At 61.3% G+C, this 22,685-nt stretch carries 18 protein-coding genes; 7 read left to right on the top strand and 11 right to left on the bottom strand.

Translation table 11 applies throughout. The features are described from left to right. Window position 1 precedes the first annotated feature (1 nt). Window positions 2–667, top strand: a complete 666-nt coding sequence (locus tag AC0JZ8_RS10785) for a response regulator transcription factor (protein WP_471892470.1) — start codon at window positions 2–4, stop codon at window positions 665–667. Further along, window positions 664–2,022 carry a sensor histidine kinase gene (locus AC0JZ8_RS10780; protein ID WP_471892469.1) on the top strand — a complete coding sequence of 453 codons (1,359 nt, stop codon included), beginning with the start codon at window positions 664–666 and terminating at the stop codon, window positions 2,020–2,022. Before AC0JZ8_RS10785 ends, AC0JZ8_RS10780 begins: the two co-directional genes overlap by 4 nt. 12 nt (window positions 2,023–2,034) lie before the next feature. Here the strand turns inward: AC0JZ8_RS10780 and AC0JZ8_RS10775 are convergent, their stop codons facing one another. Beyond that, the gene (locus tag AC0JZ8_RS10775) at window positions 2,035–2,163 is read right to left on the bottom strand and encodes a hypothetical protein (RefSeq protein WP_256413792.1); all 129 of its coding nucleotides are present in this window, start codon (window positions 2,161–2,163) and stop codon (window positions 2,035–2,037) included. 178 nt (window positions 2,164–2,341) lie between these two features. Here AC0JZ8_RS10775 and AC0JZ8_RS10770 point away from each other — a divergent pair, with 178 nt between their 5' ends. The 4 genes from AC0JZ8_RS10770 to AC0JZ8_RS10755 all read left to right on the top strand — a co-directional run bounded on the left by AC0JZ8_RS10770 (window position 2,342) and on the right by AC0JZ8_RS10755 (window position 9,764). Beyond that, window positions 2,342–4,003 (top strand): alpha-amylase family protein, encoded by a 1,662-nt coding sequence (locus AC0JZ8_RS10770; protein ID WP_471892468.1) that lies wholly within the window; start codon window positions 2,342–2,344, stop codon window positions 4,001–4,003. A gap of 90 nt (window positions 4,004–4,093) precedes the next feature. After that, window positions 4,094–7,498 (top strand): hybrid sensor histidine kinase/response regulator, encoded by a 3,405-nt coding sequence (locus AC0JZ8_RS10765; protein WP_471892467.1) that lies wholly within the window; start codon window positions 4,094–4,096, stop codon window positions 7,496–7,498. Continuing rightward, a complete protein-coding gene (locus AC0JZ8_RS10760; RefSeq protein WP_174196322.1) occupies window positions 7,491–8,426 on the top strand; it encodes a response regulator transcription factor in 936 nt (311 codons plus the stop codon). The genes AC0JZ8_RS10765 and AC0JZ8_RS10760 overlap by 8 nt, the downstream gene beginning before the upstream one ends. Window positions 8,427–8,534: 108 nt before the next feature. Then, the gene (locus tag AC0JZ8_RS10755) at window positions 8,535–9,764 is read left to right on the top strand and encodes a hypothetical protein (RefSeq protein WP_471893355.1); all 1,230 of its coding nucleotides are present in this window, start codon (window positions 8,535–8,537) and stop codon (window positions 9,762–9,764) included. A 124-nt stretch (window positions 9,765–9,888) separates the two neighbouring features. On the opposite strand, the gene AC0JZ8_RS10750 is transcribed toward AC0JZ8_RS10755, so the two are convergent. The 7 genes from AC0JZ8_RS10750 to AC0JZ8_RS10720 form a co-directional block, all read right to left on the bottom strand. Then, window positions 9,889–11,013, bottom strand: a complete 1,125-nt coding sequence (locus tag AC0JZ8_RS10750; protein WP_062455215.1) for a branched-chain amino acid ABC transporter substrate-binding protein — start codon at window positions 11,011–11,013, stop codon at window positions 9,889–9,891. 140 nt (window positions 11,014–11,153) lie between these two features. Beyond that, window positions 11,154–11,507, bottom strand: coding sequence for a DUF6867 family protein (locus tag AC0JZ8_RS10745; RefSeq protein WP_062455213.1), 354 nt, complete (start codon window positions 11,505–11,507; stop codon window positions 11,154–11,156). A 39-nt stretch (window positions 11,508–11,546) separates the two neighbouring features. Then, window positions 11,547–12,275 carry an ABC transporter ATP-binding protein gene (locus AC0JZ8_RS10740; protein ID WP_062455212.1) on the bottom strand — a complete coding sequence of 243 codons (729 nt, stop codon included), beginning with the start codon at window positions 12,273–12,275 and terminating at the stop codon, window positions 11,547–11,549. Beyond that, a complete protein-coding gene (locus AC0JZ8_RS10735; RefSeq protein ID WP_062455210.1) occupies window positions 12,275–13,153 on the bottom strand; it encodes an ABC transporter ATP-binding protein in 879 nt (292 codons plus the stop codon). Before AC0JZ8_RS10735 ends, AC0JZ8_RS10740 begins: the two co-directional genes overlap by 1 nt. Further along, complete coding sequence (gene livM, locus AC0JZ8_RS10730; RefSeq protein WP_184653801.1) at window positions 13,153–14,541, bottom strand: high-affinity branched-chain amino acid ABC transporter permease LivM; 1,389 nt, start codon at window positions 14,539–14,541, stop codon at window positions 13,153–13,155. Before livM ends, AC0JZ8_RS10735 begins: the two co-directional genes overlap by 1 nt. A 1-nt stretch (window position 14,542) precedes the next feature. Next, window positions 14,543–15,445: a branched-chain amino acid ABC transporter permease gene (locus AC0JZ8_RS10725; RefSeq protein ID WP_062455207.1), complete on the bottom strand. Its 903-nt coding sequence runs from the start codon at window positions 15,443–15,445 to the stop codon at window positions 14,543–14,545. Between the two features lie 280 nt (window positions 15,446–15,725). Beyond that, window positions 15,726–18,152, bottom strand: coding sequence for a GcvT family protein (locus tag AC0JZ8_RS10720; protein ID WP_471892466.1), 2,427 nt, complete (start codon window positions 18,150–18,152; stop codon window positions 15,726–15,728). 206 nt (window positions 18,153–18,358) lie between these two features. On the opposite strand from AC0JZ8_RS10720, the gene AC0JZ8_RS10715 reads away from it, so the two are divergent. Next, complete coding sequence (locus AC0JZ8_RS10715) at window positions 18,359–18,625, top strand: hypothetical protein (protein WP_062582644.1); 267 nt, start codon at window positions 18,359–18,361, stop codon at window positions 18,623–18,625. Between the two features lie 210 nt (window positions 18,626–18,835). On the opposite strand, the gene AC0JZ8_RS10710 is transcribed toward AC0JZ8_RS10715, so the two are convergent. Genes AC0JZ8_RS10710 through AC0JZ8_RS10700 form a run of 3 tightly spaced genes read right to left on the bottom strand, consistent with a single transcriptional unit; the run spans window position 18,836 to window position 22,624 of the window. After that, entirely contained in the window at window positions 18,836–19,387 is a 552-nt protein-coding gene (locus AC0JZ8_RS10710; protein WP_471892465.1) for a sarcosine oxidase subunit gamma, read from the bottom strand. Between the two features lie 10 nt (window positions 19,388–19,397). Next, on the bottom strand, window positions 19,398–22,355 hold the full coding sequence (locus AC0JZ8_RS10705) for a sarcosine oxidase subunit alpha family protein (protein WP_471892464.1): 2,958 nt from the start codon (window positions 22,353–22,355) through the stop codon (window positions 19,398–19,400). After that, window positions 22,352–22,624, bottom strand: coding sequence for a sarcosine oxidase subunit delta (locus AC0JZ8_RS10700; protein WP_062582640.1), 273 nt, complete (start codon window positions 22,622–22,624; stop codon window positions 22,352–22,354). The genes AC0JZ8_RS10705 and AC0JZ8_RS10700 overlap by 4 nt, the downstream gene beginning before the upstream one ends. Between the last annotated feature and the right edge of the window lie 61 nt (window positions 22,625–22,685).

The following is a 22,685-nucleotide window of genomic DNA, read 5'->3' as shown; positions in this document are numbered from 1 at the left end:
CATGAAGATCCTGCTTGCCGAAGACGACGCCCAGATCGCAGCGCTCGTCGTCGAGAAGCTCAGTCGCGAGGGCTATTTTGTCGAAACGCTGTCGAACGGACCAGCCATTTGGGAACGGGGAGAGACAGGCGACCATGCAGCCATCATCCTCGATCTCGGCCTGCCGGGGATGGACGGGCTTTCAATTCTCAAGCGCTGGCGGGCAAGCGGCGTCGATACGCCCGTCCTCGTACTGACGGCGCGCGGGTCCTGGATGGAACGCGTCGATGGCTTCGACGCGGGCGCCGACGACTACCTGCCGAAACCGTTTCGCAGCGAGGAGCTGCTCGCCCGCCTGAAGGCCCTGCTTCGCCGAACCGGCAAGGTTCAGGCCCGCGTCAAATCGGCCGACCGGTTCACGCTGGACGAGCAGGCCCGCCGTGTGACGTTCGACGGACGCGAGCTGGATCTGAGCCCTCTGGAATACCGTATGATCTCGCTGTTCATCGACCGCCCGGGCGCCGTCCTGACACCGGCGGAGCTTGCAAGCCAGGTTCAGGGCCGCGACGACGACGCCGCCAAGAACGCCGTCGAGGCGATGGTTGCCCGCTTGCGCAAGAAAACTGACAGCGACGCGATCGAGACCCGCCGCGGCTTTGGCTATGTCTTGCCGGAGAAACGCCCGTGATCCGCTCCCTGCGTTTCCGGCTGGCAATCGGCGCCCTGATATCGATCGGTGTGGCCCTGTGGCTCGCCTGGTTCGTGCTCGGTCACCTGTTCGAGGATTATGTCGCCGACCAGTATTCCGCGGAGATGACGGCCGTCTCGGACGCGCTCGGCGCCCGGCTGACCATTCAGCAGAACGGTCTCTCCCTGGCCAGCGAGCCGTCCGATGCACGCTTCCAGATCCCGGCCGGTGGCCTCTACTGGCAGATATCGCCAGCCAACGGGAAACCTCCGCTGCGCTCGCGCTCGCTTTGGGACCAGGAACTTTCGCGGCAGTTGTTTTCTCCCGATCTCTATTGCGGCTTCTACCAGACCGAGGGACCCGATGGTGGCCCGATCCTGATCACGGTCAGGGAGATGTCGATCGGCGAAGGCGATGCCCTGCAGCGCTTCACCCTCTACACCGCCTTCTCCAAGAACGACATGGAAGAAGCGCTCGCCACCTATCACCGGCCCCTGGTCATGATGCTGATCGCCATCGGTGCCCTGCTTTTCCTTGCCGCACTCCTCCAGAGCCTCGTCGGTCTGAGGCCGCTTTCCCGCCTGCGCCAAGATGTAGCCGATATCCGGGCGGGTCGCCTGCCGAGCATCGGTGCGCAGGGGCCAAGCGAAGTCACGCCGCTCGTCAACGAGATCAACCTTCTTCTGTCGGAGCGGGAAAATGCCGTCGAGAGGGCGCGCGCCCGGGCAAGCGATCTTGCACATGGCCTGAAGACGCCTCTGACCGTTCTGTCCCATCTCGTCGAAGATTTGCCGGGCGCCCGTCGCGAAACGGCCCTGCAGCAGATCGAGCTGGTGCGCCAGCGCGCCGACCGGCAGTTGCAGGCCGCACGAATGGGCGTCGAACAGATGGCGACGACATCGCTTCTCGGCATTTCGGGAAAGCTTGTGAGCGTGCTGTCGCCCGTCACAGAAAACCGCGGGATCGACTGGGAGCTCGACATCGATCCGGCGCTCACGGTCCAGGCGGACCCGGCCGATGCGGCCGAAGCGATCGGCAACATTCTCGACAACGCTGTCCGTTTTGCAAGACGGCGCATCGCGCTGACGGCATCGAGGGGCGACGGCGGGATGGTGTTGCTGCGTATCGCGGACGATGGCCCGGGCGTCACGCCGGAGCGTTACGCCTCCATGCTGAAGCGCGGTGTCCGCGGCCAGCAGGAGGAAGACAACGATGGCGCCGGAACAGGCCTTGGCCTGGCGATTTCCGGCGACATCGCAAATGCTTACGGCGGGAAGCTGAGCCTCTCCCGGTCGCATATGGGAGGTCTTGAAGCCGTCCTGTGTCTGCCGGCGACCAAGGAGACCGCGGCATGACGACGGCGCGGATTACTTCTTTTTGGTGTTGCTTTCGGCCGACTTGACCTGCGAACCCAAAGTCGGCGCAGCCGCTGGAGCGGCCTTGTCCTTCTTGGGTTTGCGCGTTTCCTTGTTGCCGCGTACCTGACCCTTGGCCATGACCTATCTCCTCATGTTGATGGTGAAGCATAGCCTCTGATCCGGGTAAAATAGCAAGCGTTATTACACCGGTTTGATAGGGCATTTTCCGACGCTTGATCGCAAACTCACACTCGGACGGGAACAATTCAACGTCTGATGCAATTGCCCCGGATCGATCGAAGCCGTGGAGCATCCCGTGATCAACGACCTCTGGTACAAAAATGCCGTCTTCTATTGCCTCAATGTTGAAACCTTCATGGATTCCAACGGCGACGGCGTCGGTGATTTTCAAGGGGTGCAGCGGCGCCTGGATTACCTCGCCGGCCTTGGGGTAACAGCGATCTGGCTGATGCCGTTCCAGGCCTCGCCCGGCCGCGACGACGGATATGATGTCTCCGACTATTACAACGTCGATCCCCGCTACGGCACGCTCGGCGATTTCGTCGAGTTCACCCACAGTGCCAAGCAACGCGGCATTCGTGTCCTGATCGATCTCGTCGTCAACCACACATCGGACGAACATCCCTGGTTCGAGGAAGCCCGTGCCGACAAGAATTCGCGCTACCGCGACTGGTATGTATGGTCGAAGACGAAACCGGCCAATGCCGATGAAGGCATGGTGTTTCCGGGCATCCAGAAGACGACCTGGACGCGCGACAAAGCTTCCGGCGAGTACTACTTCCACCGCTTCTACGAATTCCAGCCGGATCTCAACACCGCCAACCCGCATGTGCAGGCCGAGATCCTGAAGATCATGGGCTTCTGGCTGCAGCTCGGCGTCTCAGGCTTCCGAATGGATGCAGTGCCCTTCGTGATTGCCGAAAAGGGCGCCGACGTGAAAAAGCCGAAGGAGCAGTTCGACATGCTGCGGTCCTTCCGCGAATTCCTGCAATGGCGCCAGGGTGACAGCATCATTCTGGCCGAAGCGAATGTCGTTCCGAAGGAGAACCTGCAATATTTCGGCGACGACGGCGACCGGATGCAGATGATGTTCAACTTTCACGTCAACCAGTCGCTGTTTTACGCGATGGCCAGCGCAGACGTGAGGCCACTGGCGAAGGCAATGAACGACACCAAGGAACGCCCGGCGACCGGCCAGTGGGGCATTTTCCTGCGCAACCACGACGAACTCGACCTCGGCCGCCTGACCGACAAGCAGCGCCAGACAGTGTTCGACAAAATGGGTCCGGACAAGGACATGCAGCTCTACGACCGCGGCATCCGCCGTCGTCTGGCGCCGATGCTCGGTGGCGATCCGCGCCGCCTGAAGCTTGCCTACAGCCTGATGTATTCCCTGCCCGGCACACCGGTTCTGCGCTACGGCGACGAAATCGGCATGGGCGACGACCTGTCGCTGCCCGAGCGCAACTGCGCCCGCACGCCGATGCAGTGGTCGAACGAGCCTCAGGGCGGCTTCACCAAGAGCGACAAACCGATCCTGCCTGTTATCCACGAGGGACCCTACGGCTTCGACCACGTCAACGTCGCCATCCAGCGTCGCGATCCCGATTCCATGCTCAACTGGACAGAGCGGATGATCCGAATGCGCAAGGAAGCACCGGAGATCGGCTGGGGCACATTCGAATGCCTCGACACCGGCGATGACGGTGTGCTCGCCATGCGCTATGACTGGCGCGACAACGCGCTGGTGATCCTCCACAATTTCCACGACCGGCCGGTGGAGATCACCTTCGACGTGGGCCTCGAGGATGCGGGGCGCAACCTGATCGATATCGCCGACGACTCGGACAGCACAGCGGACGACAACGGCAAGCATCACATCGTGATCGAGCCCTATGGCTATCGCTGGTATCGCGCCGGTGGGCTGGATTATCTGCTGAAGCGAAGCGAGGTGTGAGCGGCGGTAAAACCGCCCTTGCAAAACCCCGCACCAAAGTCGAAACTGCCTAAATATCAGTCTCCCCGATAAAGGCGATCGTTTTTAGGCATGGCAGCACGCCAACGCATCATACCGGTTCGCCGTGAGTACAATCGCTGGGTCGCAAACCAGACGCTGGAAGACTATGCGCTGCGGTTTACCGCAAAGAGCGCTAGGCGGTTTTCGTCGAGCCGGATTTCGCAGACAGCGATCGGTGCGATCTCGTTTCTGGCACTGGAGGCGATCGGCGGGGCGATTACGCTCTCCTACGGCACCACCAATGCCTTTTTCGCCATTCTGGTGGCAGCTCTCGTCATGCTCGTCGTGGGATTGCCGATCAGCCGCTATGCGGTCCGCCACGGGGTCGATATCGATCTCCTCACCCGCGGCGCCTCGTTTGGCTATATCGGCTCCACCATCACCTCGCTGATCTATGCGAGCTTCACCTTCATGCTGTTTGCGATCGAGGCGTCGATCATGACCGGCGCGCTAGATCTCGCCTTCGGCATTCCGCCCTGGATCGGCTATATCATCTCGGCCGCGGTGGTGATCCCGCTGGTCATCTACGGCGTGCAGTTGATCTCGCGCTTCCAGCTTCTGACCCAACCGTTCTGGATCATCCTCAACATTCTGCCCTTTGTCTTCATCGCCTTTATGGACTGGCAGAAATTCGACCTCTGGCGCGCCTTTGCCGGCATCGGCCATTCGAACGGCGAAGTCGGCGGGGCCGCGCCGTTCGATCTGGTGGAGTTCGGGGCAGCGTCGGCCGTCATCCTGGCGCTGATGCCCCAAATCGGCGAGCAGGTCGACTTCCTGCGCTTTCTGCCGCCGGAAGGGCAGCGCAAATGGCGCCACCGGTTCGCCGTGTTTCTGGCCGGACCCGGCTGGGTTCTGGTCGGCGTGCCAAAGCTTCTCGCAGGCTCCTTCCTCGCCGTGCTGACGCTTTCGAGCGCCGTGCCGGTCGAGGACGCGGCCGATCCCGCCCACATGTACCTCGCCGCGTTCGGCTACATGATCCCCAACGAAACCGCGGCGCTGATGCTGATGGCGGCTTTCGTGGTCGTGTCGCAGCTGAAGATCAACGTGATGAACGCCTATGCGGGGTCGCTTGCCTGGTCGAACTTTTTCTCGCGGCTGACCCACAGCCATCCGGGCCGCGTCGTCTGGCTGGTGTTCAACGTCATCATCGCGCTGCTTCTGATGGAACTCGGCATCTACCGGCTGCTCGAGGAAACGCTCGGCATCTTCTCGATCGTCGCGATGAGCTGGCTCTGCACGATCTCGGCAGATCTCTTCATCAACAAGCCGCTCGGTCTGTCGCCGCCCGGCATCGAGTTCAAGCGCGCCCATCTCTATGACGTCAACCCGGTCGGGCTCGGCGCCATGTTCACCGCGACCGGCATCGCACTGACCGCCCATCTCGGCCTGTTCGGCCCGCTGATGGCGTCGCTCGCTACCTATCTGACACTGACGGCCTTCCTGGTGTCGCCGGCGATCGCCTTTGCCACGAAGGGCAAATACTATCTCGCCAGAAAGCCGCGCCAGAGCTGGAAGACGCTCGGTTCGATCACCTGCTCGATCTGCGAACACCCGTTCGAGCACGAGGACATGGCCTGGTGCCCGGCCTATGCGGCGCCGATCTGTTCGCTCTGCTGCTCGCTGGACAGCCGCTGCCACGACATGTGCAAGCCGCATGCGCGGCTGAACGCGCAGATCGGCACCGTCGGCCGCAACTTTCTCACCGAACGCGTCATTGCAAAGCTGACGACCCGGCTTGGCCGCTACGGGATGACGGCTGTGATCTCGATCTCGGCGATTGGCGCCATCCTGTCATTGATCGCCTATCAGGTGGGCGAGGCGGCACCCGCCAATGCCGATGTCATCTACGGCACGATCCTGATCGTCTTCTTCGTCTTTGCCATCATCACCGGCATTTTTTCCTGGTTCTACGTGCTGGCCCATGACAGCCGGATGGTGGCCGAGGAGGAATCCTCGCGGCAGAACACGCTTCTGCTCAAGGAAATCTCGGCACACAAGAAGACCGATGCGGCGCTGCAGGATGCCAAGGAAACCGCAGAAGCTGCCAACCGCGCCAAGAGCCGGTATGTCGTCGGCCTCAGCCACGAGCTGCGCACGCCCCTCAACGCCGTGTTGGGCTATGCCCAGATCCTGGAGCGCGACGACACCATCCCTGCCCCGCGGCAGTCGGCAATCAAGGTCATCAAGCGCAGCGCGGATCATCTTTCCGGCCTGATCGACGGGCTGCTGGACATTTCCAAGATCGAGGCCGGGCGGCTGCAGGTCTATTCCAACGAGATCAACATCCAGGATTTCCTCGACCAGATCGTCGAGATGTTCAGCCTCCAGGCGCAGGCCAAGGGCCTTGCCTTCGAACACGTGCGCGCCCGCACGCTTCCGCAATATGTCCGCACCGACGAAAAGCGGCTTCGCCAGATCCTCGTCAACATCCTTTCCAACGCGGTCAAATTCACCGGAGAGGGAACTGTTCGTTTCGAGATCGCCTATCGCAGTCAGGTGGCCACCTTCACCGTGACCGATACCGGCCGTGGCATTGCGGAGAAGGATCTCGGCCGCATCTACGAGCCGTTCCAGCGCGGCGAGGCGGAAAGCATACGGCCGATGCCGGGACTTGGGCTCGGCCTGACGATCACGCAGCTTCTGACCAACACGCTCGGCGGCGAAATCTCGGTTGCCAGTACGAAGGGTGAAGGCTCCACCTTCAAGGTGCGCCTCATGCTCTCGGCCATCGAGCGGCCGAATACGACGCCGGAGGCCGAGCGCAAGATCGTCTCCTATACCGGGCCGCGCCGAACCATCGTCGTGGTCGACGACAACCAGGATCACCGTGACCTGATGCGCGAGGTGCTGGCGCCGATGGATTTCGTCATCCTGACGGCCGTCGACGGACCGGAATGCCTGACGCTGATCGAGGGTGTGCGGCCGGATCTGTTTCTGGTCGATATCTCCATGCCCGGCATGAGCGGCTGGCAGCTCGTGTCGCGGTTGCGCGAAGAAGGCCAGACGGCCCCCATGATCATGCTTTCGGCCAATATCGGCGACGGCACGACCGCAGATGCCGGTGGCGAAGGGCATGACGATACGCTGTCCAAGCCCGTCAACCTGCGCCGCCTTGCCGACAAGCTCGCCTCGCATCTCTCCCTTAAATGGGTCTACGAGGACGAAGCGCCGGCGCTGACGCTTTCGGCGCTGGTCAAGCAGCCGGTCATCAGCCCCGGGACGGGCCATCTTCAGGATCTGCTGCGGCTCGGTGAAATTGGCTACGTCCGCGGCATCGAAGCCAAGCTCGCGGATCTCGCCACGGACCAATCGCACCGCCCGTTCGCGGAAGAGCTCGGAACCTATGTAAAGGCCTTCGACATGGCCGGTTACATGAAATACCTGGAACGCATGGAGACACAGGAACTGGAAGAACGGGAAAAGAGCGATGGCTGACGCGACGACACCGCGCGATATCGTCCTCTTGGTGGACGACAGTCCCGACACGCTCGGTTTTCTGACCGAGGCGCTGGAGCAATCCGGCTTTTCGGTGCTGATCGCCACGTCGGGTCAGGCAGCCCTCTCAATCGTCGAGCGCATCACGCCCGATCTGATCCTGCTCGACGCCGTGATGCCCGGCATGGACGGGTTCGAGACCTGCCGCAGACTGAAGGCGCATGCGGCAGCGCAGGTGCCCGTGATCTTCATGACGGGCCTGACCGAAACCGAACACGTCGTCAACGCGCTGGACAGCGGCGGCGTCGATTACCTGAGCAAGCCGATCAATATCGACGAGCTGCGGGCGAGAATACGGGTGCATCTTTCCAACGCCCGCTCCGCCCAGAGCGCCCGCGTCGCGCTCGATGCCGCCGGCCGGCATCTGCTTGCGGTCAGAAACGACGGCTCGATCCGCTGGTCGACGCCGCAGGCAACGCGGCTGATGAACGCGGCGACGGAAAGCGACGACGGAATTGCGATCGTCGCAGGCCGCATCGGCGCCTGGATGGCGGAGCGCGATACGGCAGGCTTTGCCCGCAACGCCGCCTTCTCGCTGTCCGAAAACCTGCAGACCAGCCTGCAGTTTGCGTTTCTCGGCGCGATCGGCGCCGACGAATTCCTGTTCCGGCTGTCGGCCGCCGTCATCAAGCGGCCGGACGACGAAATCCTGCGCCAGCATTTTCCGCTGACGCAACGGGAGTCGGAAGTGCTCTTATGGATCGCCAAGGGCAAGGCCAACAAGGATATCGGCGATATCCTCGGTCTGTCCGCCCGCACCGTGAACAAGCATCTCGAACAGATCTACATCAAGCTCGGCGTCGAAAACCGCGCCTCGGCAGCAGTTATGGCCGCCAATGTCCTGCACGCAGGCGATCGTCCCGACTAGACGCAAACGGACCGACCGGGGCCAGACACTTGCAGTCGGCGATGCCAAGGGATAAATCCGCGCGCACGCTTATCGGCTTAGACGAGCCGCACCCGGAACTCCGCAGTGATGACTACAAAATCGCCTTTGACGGCAAAGACGCCCACCGACGCAGACAACTCCCCGACGGCGGACCGGGTGAGGAAACGCGTCGTCCTGCATTTCCCGGGCTTCGAGCCGCTCGACGCCGGCATGCACCATGCCCGTTATGCGCGCGCGGCGGCACAGAGCGCCAAGACATGGAACCTGGATCTCCAGACAGGTGAGCTGCAGCGGACCGCAAAGACGGCGTATTTCGACATCATCTGTCGCGCCCCGAATGCTGATGATGGCGTCACGCAAAGCCGGTTCTACATCTTCGACCACTGCGCGCTGGTCAACAGCCTGAACGGCAAGCCGCTGCCGCGCCGTATCCTCGACGGTTATCGAAGCGCCTTGCGCATCGTCACCCAGGGCGGCATGGCCGGCTATCTCAGGCATGCGTGGCGGTTCGGCCTGTTTTTCCTGTTTCCATTCCTGCTGGTGGCGGTAGCGCTTGGGCTCACCGCCGTGATCGCTGCCCTGCCCGCGCTGCTCGGGCTCAATATGTTGCATCTGTTGTGGAGCATACCGCTTGGTCTTGCGCTGTTCCGCTACGCCCTCCTCCCCTTCATGGCGCGGTTTCACACGCTGCACCTGTTTGCCGACTGGGAGATGGCCGACGCGATGGGCAATCTCGACAGGCCCGATGTCAACGCCTGGCTGGCGAGTTGCATGGAGGGTGTCCGCGAGGCACTGACTGAGGATGCGGACGAATATCTCATCACGTCGCACAGCATGGGATCGGCTGTCGCGACCCACGTGATCGGCATGCTGCTTGCGGAAAGTCCTGATGCGTTCAGGCGGGGCCCCGCTCGGAGCGAACGCAAGGTGAGCTTCGTGACGCTCGGTGGCGCGATCCTGCAATGCTCGCTGCTGCGGCCCGCTACGACATTGCGCGAATGTGTCGGCCGCATTGCCCGATCGCCACAGATCTTCTGGCTGGAGGTTCAGTGCCTCACCGACAGCATTCATTTCTACAAGAGCCGCGTCGTGGCGCTTGCAGGACATGAAGATGCACCCCAGGCGACGCTTGCCTTCATCAGGGTCAAGCGGATGATGGCGCCCAAGCGCTACAACAGGATCAAGCGCGATTTCCTGCGCGTGCACCGTCAATACGTTCTGGGATCGGAAGCAAAGTCGAATTTCGATTTCACACTGATGACCGCCGGCCCTCTTCCCGCGGCGCGCTTTGCCAGTTTCACCCCCGAAAGTTTCTGATGGGATTTTCAGGGTTTGAGCTCGGGAAACTTAGAGCTCGATATCTGAACCCTGCAGGCATCAATGCAAAAAGCCCGGCCAATGGCCGGGCTTCCTGTCGAATGATGGTTCAAGCCTTGAAGGCTCAGCCCTGCGGGAAGTAGCTGTACTTGCCGTCCGGACCCTTCTTCCACTCGTACATGACGTAGCCTGGGAGCTTCGGGTCGCCCTTGGCGTCGAAAGCCATGTCGCCGAGAACGGTCTTGAACGGACCCTTTTCCTTGAGAGCCTTGGCAACGACTTCTGCGTCGTCAGGGCTGCCAGCAAGCTTGATGCCTTCGGCGATGACCTGAACGGCTGCGTAGGAATAGAGCGTGTAGGCTTCAGGGTTGAAGCCGGCAGCCTTGAACTTGGCAACCAGTTCCTTGTTCTCCGGACGCAGTGTCGGATCGGGACCGAACGTGTTCAGCGTGCCTTCGACTGCATCGCCAGCGATCGAGGCCAGTTCGTTGGAGACGATACCGTCACCCGATACGAGCGTTGCCTTGAGGCCAGCATCCTTCGCCTGACGGATGATCAGGCCGGCTTCCGTGTGGAGACCACCCCAGTAGATGATCGAAACGCCGGCTTCCTTCATCTTGGAAATCAGCGCCGAGAAATCCTTGTCGCCGACGTTGACGCCTTCGCGGATGACCTGCTTCTTGCCGGCCGCGTTGTAGGCTTTCATGGTTTCTTCAGCGAGACCCTGGCCGTAAGGTGTCTTGTCGTCGATGATCGCGATTTTTGCATCGGCGAACTTCTCGGCGAGATACTTGCCGGCGACGCCGCCCTGCTGGTCGTCACGGCCGCAGGTGCGGAACGTGTTCCACAGGCCGCGCTCGGTGAAGACAGGGTTGGTTGCTGCAGGGGTGACTTCGAGCATGCCGTTTTCGGCATAGACTTCCTGCGAAGCCGGGATCGAAACGCCCGAGTTGAAGTGACCGACAACATACTTCACGCCATCGGACGCGAACTTGTTGGCAACGGAAATGCCCTGCTTCGGATCGGAAACGTCGTCGCCGAGCGCGATGACCAGCTTTTCGCCGTTGATGCCGCCGGCGGCATTGATATCGGCGATAGCCTGTTCAGCACCCTTCTGCAGCTGCGCGCCGAATGCAGCATTCGGGCCGGTCAGCGGGCCGCCAACGCCGATGATGATATCGGCCCAGGCGTTGCCGCTGAATGCGACCATCGCCGTCAGCGCGACGGCGGAAAGAAGAGACTTCTTCATTGATTTACTCCCAGTTTTTAGGTGAGCGGTTTTTTGGGACCCGGACGCAATACCCACCATCATTGCGCCGGAGAAATGTTCCACCCTCTGGTGTATTCTTATTTGACCCAACCCAATCTGAAGTCAGAAATGAGCGACTGTCAATCTTTCTTCTTCCATGAGAAAGCGGAGACAGGCTGATAGAGCCAGTAGTAGTTCTGAACCATCTGACGGGTGCGGCGAATGCGGAATCCGGAGATGGAAAACGCCATCAGCAGCACCACATCGATGATGTAATGGAACGGGCTGATGAACGGTCCCTGGAACAGCGCGTAGTGCATGAACTGCATCGCGACGGCCAGAAGCAGCGTGTAGGCGATGACATGGCCATAGCCGTTCCAGCCTTCTGCGACCGCCTTGCCGGCGCGCCACGCCGTCCAGAAGCCGAGGACCATGACGAGTGCGCGCAGGAAATAACGCACGCCAGTATCGGTTTCGAAAAACAGGCCCTGCATCTCAGTGTCCCCCGGTCGCCGGAATGATGATCATGGTGCTCAATGCCGGCCCCCCTCGAGATAGGCGGCGCGGACTTCGGGATTTGCGAGCAGTTCCTTGCCGGAGCCGGACATCGTCACCTTGCCATTGACCATCACATACGCGCGATCGGACAGTTTGAGTGCCGCAAACGCGTTCTGCTCGACGAGGAACACGGTGAGCCCCTCTTCCTTGTTCAGCTTCTTGATCGCCTCGAAAATGCCCTTGACGATCAGTGGTGCGAGGCCGAGCGACGGCTCGTCCAGAAGAAGGAGTTTCGGACGCGCCATCAGTGCACGGCCGATCGACAGCATCTGCTGCTCGCCGCCCGACAGCGTGCCGCCGCGTTGGGCCTGGCGTTCCTTGAGGCGCGGAAACAGGGTGAAGATCTTTTCGACGTCCTCTTTGAAATACTTGAGGTTGTCGAGACCGGCGCCCATCTGCAGGTTTTCGTGCACGGTCATGCGCGGAAAGATGCGGCGGCCTTCCGGCGACTGGGCAATACGGCGGCGCGCAATCAGATGCGTCGGCACCTGCGTGATGTCTTCGCCGTCGAAGATGACCTGACCCTTGCGGGCCTGCGGGCTGCCGCAGATCGTCATCATCAGCGTCGACTTGCCGGCACCGTTGGCGCCGATCAGACTGACGATCTCGCCCTTGTTGACTTCGACATTGACGCCGTCGAGGGCCCGGATGTTGCCGTAGTAGGTTTCGACGCCCTGGACTTTCAGAAGGGGTTCACCGGCCATCAGACGGACCCCTCTTCAATAATGCCCTTGTCGAGCTTTTCCTCGATTTCTTCAACTTCATCATCCTCGACGCCGAGATAGGCTGCGATCACCCTCGGGTCGTTCTTCACGTGATCAGGCGTTCCGTCGGAAATCTTCTGGCCGTATTCCAGAACCACGACGTGATCCGAAATCTCCATGACGACGGACATGTCGTGCTCGATCAGGAGCAGCGACGTGCCTTCGTCGCGGATGCCGCGCAACAGCGCGTTGAGCGTCAGCGATTCCTTCGGGTTGAGACCGGCGGCGGGCTCGTCCAGGCACAGAAGCTCTGGCCCGGTGCACATGGCGCGGGCAATTTCCAGCCGGCGCTGGGCACCATAGGAAAGATCGCCGGCCGGGTCGTCGGCGCGGTCTGTCAGATCCGCCTTGTCCAGCCAGTATTCGGCCTTTTCGATCGCGGCCTTGGCAGCGTTCTTGTAGGTCGGCAGACCCAAGAGGCCGAGGATCGTGTAACCCGAAGCCTTCATCAGCACGTTGTGCTGCGCGACCAGCAGGTTTTCGAGAACCGTCAGGCCGGAAAACAGCCGGATGTTCTGGAAGGTACGGGCAACACCCGCGACCTTGTTGATCTCGAAATCGCGAAGGCGTTCCAAAAGGAACTCCCGGCCGTTGCTGCGATGCAGGGTCAGCATGCCCATTGTCGGCTTGTAAAAGCCGGTGATGCAGTTGAACACCGTCGTCTTGCCGGCGCCGTTCGGGCCAATCAGCGCGGTGATTTCGCCGCGCTTGGCTTCGAACGAGAAGTCGTCGATCGCCATCAGGCCACCAAACCGCATCGACAGATGCTCGACCCTCAGGATCGTGTCTTTCGTCATAGTCGTCATATCCGTCGCCATCAGCCGTGGCCTTCCTTGGTGAAGCTGCCGGAGATGGCCTTGCGCTCCTTCAGGAAGGCTGTCGGCTCACGCGAGCCCACGAAGCCACGCGGCTTGAACAGCATGACGATGATCATCGCCAGCCCGAACAGCAGCATGCGGTAGAGTTCCGGGGTGAAGTCGGGGCCGAAGATGATCTTCAGGAACGACATCTCGCGCAGGATTTCGGTGCCGCCGACCATGATGACAGCGGCGATCGCGATACCGGTCAGCGAACCCATGCCGCCGAGAACCACGATGGCCAGGATGACCGCCGATTCCAGGAAGACGAAGCTTTCCGGAGAGACGAAGCCCTGGCGAGTCGCAAAGAACGAGCCTGCAAAACCGCCGAACATCGCGCCCGTGGCGAACGCCGTGAGCTTGGTGGTGACGGTGTTGATGCCGAGCGAACGGCAGGCGATTTCATCTTCGCGCAACGCTTCCCATGCGCGACCGATCGGCATGCGACGCAGGCGAATGGTGACGTAAGCGGTGAGCATGCAGAGCGCGAGGATGATGTAGAACAGGAAGATCTTGTAATAGACCGACGAAGCCGAAAGACCCCAGGCCTTGACGAAGTTGTTCGGGGAGCCCGTATCGAACGACCAGATGCCGAAGAACGACGCCTTGGCAATGCCCGAGATACCGAACGTGCCCTTGGTGACGTCGGTCCAGTTGATCAGAACAAGCCGGATGATTTCCCCGAAGGCGAGCGTCACGATGGCAAGGTAGTCACCCCGCAATCTCAACACCGGGAAGCCGAGGATGACGCCCCAGAGCGCGGCGAGAATGCCGGACATCGGCAGCAGCAGCCAGAATGAGAAGCCGAAATACGATGACAGAAGCGCGTAGGAATAGGCGCCGACCGCATAGAAGGCGACATAGCCAAGATCGAGCAGACCGGCGAGACCGACGACGATGTTGAGGCCCCAGGCGAGCATCACATAGATGAGGATCTGGATGCCGAAGTTGTCGACATATTTCAGCGAGCCCTGCTTGCCGACGATCAGCAGCGACAGGAATGGATAGATGAGCAGGAAGACCAGCGCGAACTTGAGGAAGTGGCGATGGAAGAAGCTTTTCTCATCCGAAATCTCGAGAATGCCGGCTTTTGCCTTGGCAAGTTTACGACGGTCGAGATGGGGCTTGATAAAGGCGACGGTCATGAAGCGACCGACGGCAGCGACTGCCACGAACACTGCAAGCAGGCCCCAGCGGGTGCGCCAGACGAGCTGGTTGTTGATGTCCTGATAGGTCTCGATGCCGACGAACAGGAGGAACATCAGGAAGGCGATGACGCCTGCAAAGATGCCTTCCTTGATCGCCTTGGCCATGACGTTGTTGGGAACGGTTTCCGATACGGTCGCCATGTTACACCTTCTCCACTTCAGGACGACCGAGGATGCCGGTCGGCTTGAAGATCAGCACGAAGGCGAGGATCGCAAAGGTCGCGACATCCTTGTAGGCGATCGAGAAATATGCCGACCACAGGCTCTCGATGAGGCCGATCAGCAACCCGCCGAGAACAGCGCCCGGCAGCGAGCCGATGCCGCCGAGAACGGCTGCGGTAAATGCCTTCACACCCGGAATGAAGCCGTCGTTGAACGAGGCGACACCGTAATACATCAGGTACATGGCACCGGCGACGGCGGCGAGAGCCGCGCCCATGATGAAGGTGATCGAGATCGTCTTGTCGACATCGACGCCGAGCAGAGCCGCCATCTTGCGATCCTGTTCGGTGGCGCGCTGGGCACGGCCGAGCGGCGTCTTGTTGACAATGTACCAGAACGCGAACAGCAGGATCGAGGTGATCACGACGATCAGGATCTGCTTCAGCGACACCGTGATCGCACCGAAATGATAGGTGTCGGTGACCAGCGGCGGGATCGGCTTGTTGCGCGGACCCTGCGTCACCTGGATGAAGTTCGACAGGAAGATCGACATGCCGATCGCGGTGATCAGCGGCGCCAGGCGGAACGAGCCGCGCAGCGGACGGTAGGCGATCCGCTCGATCGTCCAGTTCCACAGGCCTGTCATCAGCATGCCGACGAGCAGCATCAGCAAAAGCAGCAGCGCCACCGGAATGCCGGCGAAGAAGGATGTGGCAAGCAGGAACACGATCAGGGCGGCAAAGCCGCCGAGCATGAAGATGTCACCATGGGCAAAGTTGATCATGCCGATGATGCCGTAAACCATCGTATAGCCGATTGCCACGAGCCCATAGATGGATCCGAGAGTCAGCCCGTTTATGAGCTGCTGGATAAAATATTCCATATATTTTCCCCTGCGGATGCGATCCTTGGCGGCCGCATCTTTCGCTTGAATGTCCCTGATAGGATCTTCAATTTTTTTGATTCCTACCGGTTTCGATCGAAATGTGAAGTGCAAAAGAAAGAGGCAGACATAATTTCAGTGGCTTTTGCAGCACGTGACGCAAATCCGCTTGGCATTGTTGAAAAAACGGCACGATTTCCACACGAATGGCAAAAACTATAGAGAAATAACCTCTGGTCTGCTTCGGTCTTGGCTTATCCGCTTCTTCAGCTTTCGACGGTCAGGACCGCATGCGCGACCCGTTGGCGTCAAAGATCGGATGCGGCTGAAGCCGGGCGATGAGCATCTCGCCGAGCACCTCGATCTGCCACCCCTCCTCCGTTAGGGAGACCTCTTTCGGCACATAGCCCATGGCGACCGACACGCCGGCGGCATGGGCGTATCCACCCGAGGTCACCCAGCCGCAGACCTGGCCGTCAAGCGAGATCGGCTCGTCGCCGAGCACGTCCGCATCTTTTGCATCGACGACGAAGGTGACGAGACGCAGCGCGCCGCCCGCCGCCTTTTCCTCGATCGCCGCGGCCTTTCCGATGAAATCGGCCTCCTTGCCATAGGCGATGAAGCGACCGAGCCCGGCTTCCACGGGACCGTAAAGCGGCCGGTATTCGCGAGACCAGCTGCCGAAGGATTTTTCGACACGCAGCGCATTCAACGCCCGAAGGCCGAACAGGGTGATCCCGAACTCCGCACCGGCCTCCATGATGAGATCGAACAGATAGCGCTGGTATTCCGGCTTCATCCACAGCTCGAAGCCGAGATCACCGGTATAGCTGACACGGCCGAGGATGACCGGGGCCATGCCGAGATCGATCTCGACGATGCCCATGAACGGCAGAGCCTGATCCGACAGGTCGAGATGGGTGAGCTTTTGGAGCACATCGCGTGACCGAGGCCCCGCAATCGACAGGCCGACCAGACCGAGATTGAGACAATCGAACGAAACCGAATCGTCATCCGGCAGATGTGTTTCGAACCATCGCATATGATAGTCTTCGGCAATGCCGGAGCCGATCAGCAGGAACGCATCGTCCCTGAGATTGGCAAGCGTGAAATCGCCGATCAGTTTTCCGGCCTCGTTCAGCATCGGCGACAGCGCCATGCGGCCGACGGCTGGAACCTTGCCCGCGAGAATATGATCGAGCCAGGCATGCGCGCCCTCGCCCCCGATCGAATATTTGGCGAACCCGGATGTCTCCATCAGCCCGACACTATCGCGCACCGCCTTTGTCTCGCGGCCGACATGCTCGAAATCTGTGGAACGGCGCCAGGAAAACGCATCCTCGACGCCTTCAGGCGCAAACCACAGCGGCGTTTCCAGCCCGTAGGACGCGCCGAACACTGCACCCCTCGCTTTCAGCGCGTCGTAGATCGGCGTCGTCAACAGTGGCCGCGCAGCCGGCAGTTCCTCGTTCGGGTAGCGGATCGAGAAGCGGCGGGAATAGTTTTCGCGCACCTTCGCATTGGTATAGGCAAGCGACGCATAGTCGCCGTAACGGGTCACATCCATGGCGAACACGTCGAAGCCGGGATCGCCCTCGACGATCCAGTTGGCAAGCGCCAGCCCGACGCCGCCGCCTTGGCTGAACCCGGCCATGACAGCGCAGGCCGACCAGAAATTCGTCATGCCGCGCACGGGCCCGACAAGCGGGTTGCCGTCTGGCGAAAAGGTGAAGGGCCCGTTGATGATCGTCTTGATGCCGGCATTGTTGAAGGCCGGGAAATGCCGGAAGCCAACCTCCAGCTCGTTCGTAATGCGCTCAAGGTCCTCGCCCAAGAGTTCATGGCCGAACGTCCAGGGCGTCTCGATCGGCGACCAGGGCCGGCAATCCTTTTCATAGGTGCCCATCAGCATGCCGTTGCGTTCCTGGCGAATGTAGATCTCGCCATCGAAATCGACGCAGTGCATCAGCTCGCGGCCGGACGTCTTGTTGAAGTCGATGACCTCGGGCATGTCCTCGGTGATCAGATACATGTGCTCCATGGCGAGAACCGGCAGTTCCAGCCCGACCATGCGCCCCACTTCACGGGCCCAGAGACCGGCCGCATTCACCACATGTTCGCAGCGGATCTCGCCCTTGTCCGTGATCACCCGCCATGTTCCGTCGGGAAGCTGCACCAGATCCTCGACCTTCGTGTGCAGGTAGATCTCGGCGCCGTTCTTCTTGGCCGATTTCGCATAGGCATGGGTTGTGCCGTAGGGGTCGAGATGGCCCTCATGCGGATCGAACACGGCGCCCACAAACTGGGTCGGGTCGAGCAGCGGCATCATCGCATGCGCTTCCTCGACCGAGACGAGCCGTGCCTCACCATTCGCGTATTTGCCCTTGGCGAGCAGCGACTTGAACCAGTCGAACCGCTCCGGCGTCGCCGCCAGCATCAGTCCGGAGGTCATGTGCAGGCCAATGTCCTGACCGGAATAGGCCTCGATCTCCTTGTAGAGCTCGACCGTGTATTTCTGCAGCTTGGCAACGTTCGGATCGCCGTTGATCGTATGCATGCCCCCCGCTGCATGCCAGGTGGAGCCGGAGGTGAGTTCCGAACGCTCGAGCAACACGACATCGCTCCAGCCGAGCTTGGTCAGATGGTAGAGGACCGAACAACCGACGACACCGCCACCGATGACGACAACTCGAGCATGGCTTTTCATGGATCCCGTTCCCCTAACTTGATGCCTGTTTGGGGTGAGCCTAGAACCTCCCGAGAATTGCCAATAGGCTGTTCTGCGAACCCGGATTTGTCGTTTCCGACATAGTCGCTGTTCGTTTCGCGCCATCTTGCGACCGGAGCCTGAAACTAATTTTTCAATCGCCGCGTATGCCTTGTCATGAACGCCACGCAACAGGGAATAGCGCCATGACAAACGTGCTGAGCTTCGATGAACTGGTAGGCAGCGTATTGACCACGATGCGCGACGCGACACCGCGCAAGACAATCGAGTTCGGCGTGATCCAGGGCTTCTGCCGCGATTTCGCCGAGGACCTCGCCCCCGAATTCGTCGACCTCCTGAACCGCGTCGAAGGCCTTTCCAGTCTCGTCCCGGCGCTCGAAAAGCGGCCGGACCTCGTCATGGCAGCATCCGAAGAAAAGGGTCTCTGGAGCTTCGTTCGCGAGAAGCACTGAGGCGCTTCGATGCTCAGACCGCTGACAACCTTGAAGAAGCTCATTTGACGAGAGCGACACCCTATCCTCCCTCATCCTCGCCCTTGTGGCGGGGATCCAGTCAGCTCAAGTCCTTGAGCTGAAGGAGTCTTTGACCCGACAGACGTCGTGTCGCTGGATCCCCGCCACAAGGGCGAGGATGAGGGGAGTTTGGGCAACCGCCCACCACCGTCACCCGCCCGAAAACGATGCCGTCAGGGCGAATTCGCGGCCCATTTCCATCAGCTCTTCGTAGACCGAGCCGGCGAACGACCGGGGCGTGATGATCTCGAAGGCATCGGGGCCGGTGCGCGCCAAATTCACTGCGACGTGGCCGAACTGCATGTTTGCGGAATGCCCCTGCGCAAACGCCTGCGGATGCAGATCGACGCCGACGCATTTTGCAAGGATCTGCCGCACGCTGGGTCCCGAAATCGCCATCAGCACCTTGCCGTCGCTCTGATCAACGACGGAGGCGCCGGATATTTCGGATAAGTGACCGGCAACGGTCTCTGAGCCTGCGGTGAGCGACACCGCCAGCCATTCCGCCGGGCCGCAGAAGCGCGGCGCGATATCCGGGGCAGCCTCGAGTGCTAGGCCCACGGCCTGCTCCTGGCCCGCATGGGCAAGCACCGAAAAGATCACCGGCCGCCGCGCGACGGACAGGTGGTTGGGGTTGGCGCTCGTCTCGAAGCCCAGGATGTGATCTTCGAGCGCATGGCGGTGGAGAAGTGTCAAAGCCATCGTCATGCCCTCAAAGATGTTGTTTTGTGTTTTGTGGATCGACAAAGACCGGCAGGCAGACTTCCGCCGCGACTTCGGTGCCGCGAAGTCCATCCCAGACAGTGATCTTCTCGCCGATCCGCTCGCGGCCGGATTTGAGAAGGCCGAGACCGATCGTGTGTCCGAGCGTCGGCGAATAGCAGGCTGATGATACGAACCCCTGGTCGCCCGCAAGCGTCGCTGCCGCGCCATCTTTCAACAGATGGGCGCCCGCCATGAACTCCTTGTCGGTTTCCACAGGCTTCAGGCCGACGAGTTGAAGGCGATCGGCGGCGGTGAGGCCGAAACGGGTCGAGAGGCGCTTGCCGATGAAATCCGGCTTGGTCATCGCCATCATCTTCCCGTAACCGAGATCGTCGGGTGTCGTGCGGCCTTCCAGTTCGGCATGGGTGACAAAGCCTTTTTCGATGCGCAGGACGTTGAGCGCCTCGACGCCGTAGGCGCAGATCCCGTCCTCGCGGCCCGCTTGCATGATCGCATCGGCCACCGCCTCTCCGTAGCCTGCGGGCACTGCCAGCTCATAGGCCAGCTCGCCCGAAAACGAGATGCGGAACAGACGCGCCTTCAGCCCACCCTTGAGCGTGACGACCTTCGCACCGAGAAACGGCATCGCCGCATCGGAAATGTCGTCTTCCACGATCCGGGCAAGGATGATCCGCGCCTTCGGTCCGGCCAGCGACATCTGCGCCCACTGGTCGGAGGAGGAGACGAAGCGCACGTCGAGATGAGGCCAGAAGGTCTGGCTTGCAAATTCCAGATGCGCCATCACTTCTGTCGCGTAAGTCGTCGTGGTGGTCATCACATAGTGGTTTTCCGACAGGCGGCTGGTCGTGCCGTCGTCGAACACCATCCCATCCTCGCGCAGCATCAGGCCATAACGCGCCTTGCCGACCGGCAGCTTCAGGAAGGCGTTGGAATAGACCCGGTTCAGGAATTCAGCAGCACCTGTGCCGAAGATCTCGATCTTGCCGAGCGTCGAGACATCGCAGAGACCGGCGTTTTCGCGCACATTGCGCACTTCGCGATCGACGCTGTCGCGCCAGGTCTTTTCTCCGTCGCGCGCGAACCAGGATGAGCGGTACCAGAGGCCGCTCTCGACGAAGGTCGCGCCATTCTTCTTGGCCCAGCCATGCAAAGGCGAGGTCCTGACCGGAGCTGCATGTTCGGCCCGCGATGTGCCGGCAAGCGCACCCATCGAGACCGGCGTGTAGAACGGCCGGAAGGTCGTGGTGCCGATTTCGGCCGGTGATACGCCGCGCATGGCAGCAACGATGCCGATCGTTGCGACATTGCCGAGCTTGCCCTGGTCGGTCGCCATGCCTGTCGTGGTGTAGCGCTTGGTGTGTTCGATATGCCTGAACCCCTCGCGCTGGGCGAGGCCGAGATCGCCCACATGGACATCGTTCTGGAAGTCGACGAAGGCCTTGTCCTTGGCCCCCGGCACATACCAGAGCGGCGCGAAATCAGGATCGTATTCGCCTTCCACCTCGGGAATGTTTGCTTCATAGGCGGCAAAGCCGAGTTCGGTCGAAAACGCAGCTGCCTTCGATGCCCCGTCGCGAAGGCAGGCGGCGATGCTGTCGGCACCGGCAGCGGATCCGGCAGCAACAAAGCCTGATCCCACATCCGGCGCCAGAAAGGCTTGCGCCGCGTCCGACCACACGGGCTTGGCACCGCGCTGGCACATGAGATGCACGATCGGCGACCATCCGCCCGCCATGGCCAGCGCATCGCAGGCGATCTCCTTCTCGAAGCCGACACGCTCTGCCACCAGCGCATCGATGCGGTTGCGGCCCCTTGTGGCGACGACGGCACCGCCATGGATGACGCGAACGCCGTAGGGAGCCGGATCGGTGGACGCGGCGCGCGCATCGATGATCGCGGCCACCTCCACGCCACGGGCTGAAAGATCGCCCGCCGTGCGATAACCGGAGCCGCCATTGGTAAAGACGGCCACCTTGGAGCCGACAGCGACGCCGTAGCGATTGAGATAGGTGCGCGCCGCATTGGCGGTCATCACGCCGGGCAGGTCGTTGCCGCCGAACACGAGAGGCCGCTCTTCGGCACCGGAGGCAAGGATCGCCCGTTTGGCGACGATGCGCCAGACACACTCGACCGGCAGATCCGGCGACGGCGTTTCCACGTGCTTCTGAACCCGCTCGACGGCGCCGAACACCATGTCGTCATACCAGCCGAACACGGTGGTGCGCGGCATCATCGTCACGTTCGGAAAGGACGCGAGCTCCTCGACCAGACCGGCGGCGTAGTCGCTCGCCGCCTGCCCACCGATCACGACGTTTTCGGATAGCAGCGAGCCCCCAAAGCGGGCACTTTCATCGGCAATCAGCACACGCGCCCCGGCGCGGGCGGCAGAAAGTGCCGCCATCAGGCCGGCGGGCCCTGAGCCGACGACCAGCAGGTCGCAATGCGCCCAGGCTTTCTCGTAGCGATCCGGATCCGCCTCCATGGTCAGCTTGCCGAGACCGGCGGCACGACGGATGACAGGCTCGTAGAGCTTTTCCCAAAGCATCGCCGGCCACATGAATGTCTTGTAGTAGAAGCCGGCGCCAAGAAACGGCGACAGCAAGCCGTTGACGGCCCCCATATCGAAGGCGAGCGACGGCCAGCGGTTCTGGCTGACGGCGGTGAGGCCGTTGTAGAGCTCGGCGACCGTCGCGCGCACGTTCGGCTCGGAACGGGCACCGCTGCCAACAGTCATCAATGCGTTGGGCTCGGCGGAACCTGATGTCACCGGGCCACGCGGGCGGTGATACTTAAAGCTGCGGCCCATCAGCATCTGGTCGTTGGCGATCAGCGCCGAGGCGAGCGTATCGCCGTCGAACCCGGTATAGCTTTTGCCGTCGAACGTGAATGTCAGGGGATTGGCCCGGTTGACGAGACCGCCGGCATCAAGACGATAGGCGCTCATCGGCTCCCCTCCTGAGATGCTTGCGCATCCGTCACACCGAAGACCTCATGCGTGAGGTTGTCGCGATCGACCACCAGCCAGCGGCGGCAGCCGGCCGCGTGATGCCAGTATTCCTGATATCGGCCCTTTGGATTGTCGCGGACATAGACATAGCGGTGCCAGGCCTCGTCCTTTTCGGACGCCGACGGGCGGGCAATCACGGCGCCGCGCACCGAAAACTCTTCCTTCGGCCGCGTTCCGCAATGGGGGCAGGTAATCAGGCTTGCCATGTCTTAATCTCGGTCTTTGTGTCAGGCTCAGTCTTGGGTCTTCGTCTCGGTGCGGATACGG

The organism is Velazquezella soli (assembly GCF_977018685.1).
Note: the sequence above shows the minus strand (reverse complement) of the source record. Positions and strands in the feature narration are given on the sequence as shown.